This is a genomic window from Protofrankia sp. Cj3 (assembly GCF_917627355.1).
Taxonomy (GTDB): domain Bacteria; phylum Actinomycetota; class Actinomycetes; order Frankiales; family Frankiaceae; genus Protofrankia.
Map to the genome: position 1 here is coordinate 32,747 of NZ_CAKJTR010000020.1, position 5,251 is coordinate 37,997.

The following is a 5,251-nucleotide window of genomic DNA, read 5'->3' on the forward strand; positions in this document are numbered from 1 at the left end:
CTTAGCGCCTGCCGGTAGGGTCAGTCGTCGTGAAGCGTTCCGACGGCAGGACATTCGACGAACTTCGCCCGGTAATGATCACTCGTGGCTGGCAGGACCATGCTGAGGGTTCGGTATTGATCGAATTCGGGCGGACGCGGGTGTTGTGCGCCGCGTCCGTGACCGAGGGCGTACCACGCTGGCGTAAGGGCAGCGGCCTGGGCTGGGTGACCGCGGAGTACGCGATGTTGCCGCGGGCGACGAACACCCGCAACGACCGTGAGTCGGTGCGGGGGCGCATCGGTGGCCGGACTCATGAGATCTCCCGGCTGATCGGCCGCAGCCTGCGCGTCTGCATCGATCTCAAGCTCCTCGGCGAGAACACGATTGCGATCGACTGTGACGTCCTGGTGGCCGACGGCGGTACCCGTACCGCCTCCATCACCGGCGCCTATGTGGCTTTGTCCGACGCGTGCGCCTGGCTGGGCCGCCCGGATGCGGTGATCCGCAGTGTGGCCGCGGTGAGCGTCGGCGTCGTCGGCGGTCAGCCCGTGCTGGACCTCGCCTATGACGAGGACGCCGGTGCCGATACCGACATGAACGTGGTCTGCACGGGTGACGCCGGCTTTGTCGAGGTCCAGGGCACGGCGGAGGGCATGCCCTTCGACCGGGCCATGCTCGACCAGCTGCTTGATCTGGCCGTCCGGGGGTGCACACGGCTGACCGACATCCAGCGGGCGGCACTCGCCCAGGTGCGTCCGGTGCCGTCGGGAGGGCCGCGCCCCGCGTCCCGCGCGTCCGCCCGGTGATCGCCGATGATTGCGGATGGAGGCCTTGCGCGCAGTGCGGTCGGGCCGGCCCGTGTCGTATTGGCGAGCCGCAATAACGCCAAGATCGTCGAGCTGGGCCGTATTCTCGCGGCCACGGGGCTGACCATCGAGCTGCTGGCGTTGCCCGATGGCCCGGAGGTTCCCGAGACCGGGGCCACCTTTGCCGAAAATGCCCTGATCAAGGCGCGGGACGCGGTACGGGTCACCGGTCTGCCTGCCGTGGCGGACGATTCAGGGCTCGCGGTCGATGCCCTCAACGGCATGCCCGGGGTGCTGTCCGCGCGCTGGGCCGGGTCGCGGCCGCGGGTGTCCCCAGCGGAGCGGGACGCCGCCAACAACGAGCTCCTGCTGGCCCAGCTGGCCGATGTGCCCGCGGCGCGGCGCGGCGCGGTGTTCGTGTGCGCGGCGGCCCTGGTGATCCCGGGCGGGGGCGAACAGGTCGTGCACGGCGAGATGCGCGGACGGCTGCTGACCGCGGCGCGCGGGACCGGCGGTTTCGGTTACGACCCGTTGTTCGTGCCGGACGGCGAGGAGCGGACCAGCGCGGAACTCAGCCCGGCCGAGAAGGACGCTATCAGTCATCGGGGACGGGCGTTCGCAGAGCTTGCGGGCGTCCTGCGGGGGCAGCTGGGCGTCTGAGCGGCTTCCGCCGGCCGCTCTCCGCCCATCTTCGGGGAGCGGCCGGACATGTCCGGAGAGTTATATCTGGCGATCTGTTAGCGGAGATTTGGACACGTTCCGTGATTGACCTCCCGTCACTGCGCAGGCGGCGGTGAAATCCGGCAAAAGACATGGCAGTAGACCACGCCAAAACGGGTACATGGAGGCCAATTGCCGTGTAAGCTAGAACCACCTGTAATCGATCAGTGACTATTTGCTATCGGCAGGGTAGGTTAAGGACGCGGCTGAGGTGTCCGGGTCGTTCCCATCCGTCCCCGACTCGTGACACCCCAGTCGCGTCCTCGATCACCCTCGGTGTGCGCTGGTCTGAGTCATGGGTGCGCGAGCGTTGGCGCGCCGGGCGCTGGCGGCGCTCAGGCGCGGAACCTGACGACGATCTCCGGCGGGGCCGCGGCTCCTGAACTGGTGATGGTCATGATGGTGTGCCAGCAGCCTGCCTGACCGCGGTGGGATCAACTGTCTACCGCCGCGTCGGCGTCCTCCGGGTGCGGGTGCGGGTGGCTGGTGAGATGGCCGAACGCGGTGTGGGCATCGTCCGCCGCGCGGCAGCGGCCCATGTCGATCTCTTCCTGGATCTCCGGGTTGGCGCACAGCACTGCCGCCGGCCACCACCGTTCGACCACATCCTGGACGGCATCCAGGTCGGACTGGTTGTCGGCGTGCGCCAGCGCGTTTCGGAACTCCGCCTCGAACTCTGCCCTGCGGTCCGGGTCGAGGGCGGCATGCACGCCTGGCCCTGTCTTGTTCACCCGGATCCGCACCCCATGCGGCGAGGTTGTCACGTCCGCGTCAGCCATGCGCTTATTGTCTCGTCCGGCTGTCCGCACCCCAGGCGGGGCCTGACCGCTCGCGGCAGGTATCGCGGCAGGTACGAGGGCGGTAGGTATGAGGGATGAACCTGGACGCCGATGAGGTACGCGGCCGGTTTGCCGCCGCTGAGGTTGCCCGGCTGGCCACGGCGGACGCGAGCGGGCAGCCCCACTTGGTGCCCATCACCTTCGCACTGCACGACGATGTGATCGTGACCGTGGTGGACCACAAGCCCAAACGGTCGATGGCTCTGCGTCGCTTAGCCGACATCGCGGTCAACCCGAGGGTCAGCCTGATCGTCGATTACTACGCGAACGACTGGAACCTGCTGTGGTGGGCTCGAGCCGACGGTGTCGCCCGCATTCTCGATGACGGATCCGCCTGGCATGACGCGATTGACCAGCTGGTGGCAAAGTACGATCAGTACCGCGAGCGCCGGCCGGTGGGCCAGGTCATTCTCGTTGAGGTCCGCCGCTGGATCGGCTGGGCCTGTCTCGGGCACGCGCAGGCCCCTGGGGAACCCGCGGGCGCTCCCGTGGCGCCCACCGGCCGGCGCGTACCGCCCGGTCTGCCCGTTGCCCCGCCCGGTCTGCCGGCTGTCCCAGGCGGTACGCCCGGCTGTACCGGCCTCGCCTACTGATCCGTACGTGGTGGTCACCTGCGGGTAACGCGGTTATCACATGATCAGACGACTCTTGCATAGTGAATCTTGTCTTTGGGCGAGATGCGACGGGACGCCAAGCCGCGTCGTGCTCGGGCCATTGGGGCGTGTCGGGGCTGACCGGGTGTGCCGGCAGCGCGCGCCCGGCATGCGATGCGGGGGTACCGAACGAGCGATTGGGAGGAGGCGGTGGGGCCGGTGGCGGCAACCAGCGCGAACGCGGACGACGGTGACGACGCTGACGACGGGACCGGTGACGGCGGGGCTGCGCGCGGGCAGCTGCCCGTCCTGTACGGGGTCATTCGTTTTGAGTCGGGGGAGACGCGGCAGATTCGTGACGCGACGGTCACTTTTGGTTCGGCCGAGTCAGCGGAACTGTTCGCGGTTGAGAACGGTTGGCATGATTACCAGGTCACGCCACTTTTCTTCTTCGTGGACATCGCCGCGACGGCTGGGATCCGGATGTCGCCGGATGCCGCGTTGGTGTGGGCGGGCGGCCGGTCCGCCATACGGTGAGATGGAGAGCGTTCGGTAGCTGATGGGCCGGGCCAGCGGTGGGCCAGCGGTGGGCCAGCGGTGAGCCGGCCCATCAGCGTCGCCGCCCGGTGTACTCCACCAACCCGCCGCCTGGGCCTGTGGGCACGCCACCAGCCTGGTTGCGCGGAAAACAGATCACGGAAAACCACGGCCGAACAGTTCCACCTGCAATTTCTCGGTACCGGCGTACCGGCGTACCGCGGGGCGCGGGGCGCGGGCGCGGGCGCGCGGGCGCGCGGGCAGCGGCTCATGACATCGACGATAAACACGGTACGGCCGTTCGCCAATGCGCCGAAAGCCGTTTCCGTACCGTCCAGGGTGATTGTTGACGGGACACGCGAATCTGTCGGAGCCCGGCCTTTCAGCAGCCGCCGGCGGTCCGCTAACGGATGTTGGGATTTCAGGAAGCAACCGGGTCGCGCAACGGATACATACCGGCCATATGCGTATCATGTCGTGATCTGATCACGATCGGCCTGAGTGACACATCCCACTCGGGGAACAGTCAAGGTGCGGTTTATTTCATGCTATTTCCGGCCAAACCGGTTGCCTGGCCGGTGAGCGGCACGCTGTCCGGCGAACCCCTTGAATGAAGGTCCGTGCGCCGGATGTACGTTGTTCAGCATCCGTTATGAATCTCGATCTACCCTGACGCCATGACGCCAGGCTGGATAGCCGCCGAAAAAGCGGGTCCCGCGACAGCAGCTGACGGGACCGCCGTCGTGCTGCCCCCGGTCACCATTCCCCACCAGCGCATTACTCACCCGTTGGTGCGGGATGCGTCCGGTGGGTGTGCACTGGACGCGCTTTCACCGGCGGCGTTGCGGCCGCATTGGCCTCGTGTTCGCGTGGGATGGCCGCGCCAGCCCCGCGCGCTGATCGGGATCGCCATCGCGATCCCGATGGTCCTGCTGCTTGTGACCAGGTTTCGCACCGAGGTAACCGCCAAGCTGTCGAACGTCGCGGCTCCCGCCTGGCCTTGGCTTGTGGTGTGCGGGTTCGCCTCCGCCCTGTTCTTCCTGGCCAACGCGCTGGCCCTACGCGCGGCCAGCGGGCTGCCGCTGCGGCTGCACACGGCGACAGGGGTGCAGCTCGCGGCCGCGGCGGCGAACCGGCTACTGCCGGCGGGCCTTGGAGCGATCGCGGTGAACGTGCGCTACCTGGAACGCCAACGGCTCACCCGGTCAGCCGGGCTGGGTGCCGTCGCCGCGGTGAAGGTTGTCGTGGCGCTCGCGCATGTGGCCGGAATCGTGCTTGTCACCGGGCTGGCGAACGGTCCAGGTGCCGGAAACGCGATGAGCGCGCCCGTTGAGCTGATCAATCGGCACATGCGTTCCAGGCTGGCCTTTGGATGCGTCGCGGGCTGCCTGCTTGCCTGCGCCATGCTCAGTGCGCACCCCCGGATCCGGAACCGATTGAAACCTCCGCTGGCAGCCACCGGCAGGCATCTCCTGCTGCTCGCCCGTTCCCCGCGGCGGACCGCGATCCTGCTCGCCTCCGCCGCCGGCATCAAAATCACCCAAATCGTGGCGTTGGCGTCGTGCGTCTGGGCGTTCAACGGCTCTGGGACCTTGCTGTCCATCGCGACGATCTACCTGATCGGTGCGGCAGTGGCCGGAGCCGTGCCGACGGCGGGCAACGTCGGGGCGCTCGAGCCGGCGCTGGCCCTCGGTCTCACCGCCGTCGGGGGCGACGCCGCGTCCATGCTCGCCGCTGTTCTCGTGTACAGACTGATCAGCTACTGGCTTCCGGT

The 5,251-nt window shown here is 68.1% G+C and carries 6 protein-coding genes; 5 read left to right on the forward strand and 1 reads right to left on the reverse strand.

Going from position 1 to position 5,251, the window contains the following annotated elements; translation table 11 throughout:
* The first annotated feature begins 29 nt into the window (after positions 1-29).
* Together rph and rdgB are read left to right on the forward strand one after the other, a co-directional pair.
* A complete protein-coding gene (gene rph, locus MJ783_RS04645; protein WP_239404874.1) occupies positions 30-788 on the forward strand; it encodes a ribonuclease PH in 759 nt (252 codons plus the stop codon).
* A gap of 6 nt (positions 789-794) precedes the next feature.
* A complete protein-coding gene (gene rdgB, locus MJ783_RS04650; RefSeq protein WP_239308676.1) occupies positions 795-1,448 on the forward strand; it encodes an RdgB/HAM1 family non-canonical purine NTP pyrophosphatase in 654 nt (217 codons plus the stop codon).
* Positions 1,449-1,942: 494 nt separating this feature from the next.
* Here the strand turns inward: rdgB and MJ783_RS04655 are convergent, their stop codons facing one another.
* A complete protein-coding gene (locus MJ783_RS04655) occupies positions 1,943-2,287 on the reverse strand; it encodes a DUF6247 family protein (protein WP_239308677.1) in 345 nt (114 codons plus the stop codon).
* A gap of 95 nt (positions 2,288-2,382) precedes the next feature.
* Between MJ783_RS04655 and MJ783_RS04660 the strand changes: the two genes are divergently transcribed.
* The 3 genes from MJ783_RS04660 to MJ783_RS04670 form a co-directional block, all read left to right on the forward strand.
* Positions 2,383-2,940 carry a TIGR03668 family PPOX class F420-dependent oxidoreductase gene (locus MJ783_RS04660; protein WP_239308678.1) on the forward strand — a complete coding sequence of 186 codons (558 nt, stop codon included), beginning with the start codon at positions 2,383-2,385 and terminating at the stop codon, positions 2,938-2,940.
* Positions 2,941-3,159: 219 nt separating this feature from the next.
* Entirely contained in the window at positions 3,160-3,477 is a 318-nt protein-coding gene (locus tag MJ783_RS04665) for a hypothetical protein (protein ID WP_239308679.1), read from the forward strand.
* Positions 3,478-4,346: 869 nt separating this feature from the next.
* On the forward strand, positions 4,347-5,251 hold a 905-nt coding region (locus MJ783_RS04670; RefSeq protein ID WP_239308680.1), incomplete at its 3' end, for a YbhN family protein.

Excerpts from the sequence above, each read along its gene's own strand:
- MJ783_RS04660 (WP_239308678.1), top strand. The coding sequence starts at position 2,383 with ATGAACCTGGACGCCGATGAGGTACGCGGCCGGTTTGCCGCCGCTGAG.
- MJ783_RS04655 (WP_239308677.1), bottom strand. The coding sequence starts at position 2,287 with ATGGCTGACGCGGACGTGACAACCTCGCCGCATGGGGTGCGGATCCGG.
- rdgB (WP_239308676.1), top strand. The coding sequence starts at position 795 with ATGATTGCGGATGGAGGCCTTGCGCGCAGTGCGGTCGGGCCGGCCCGT.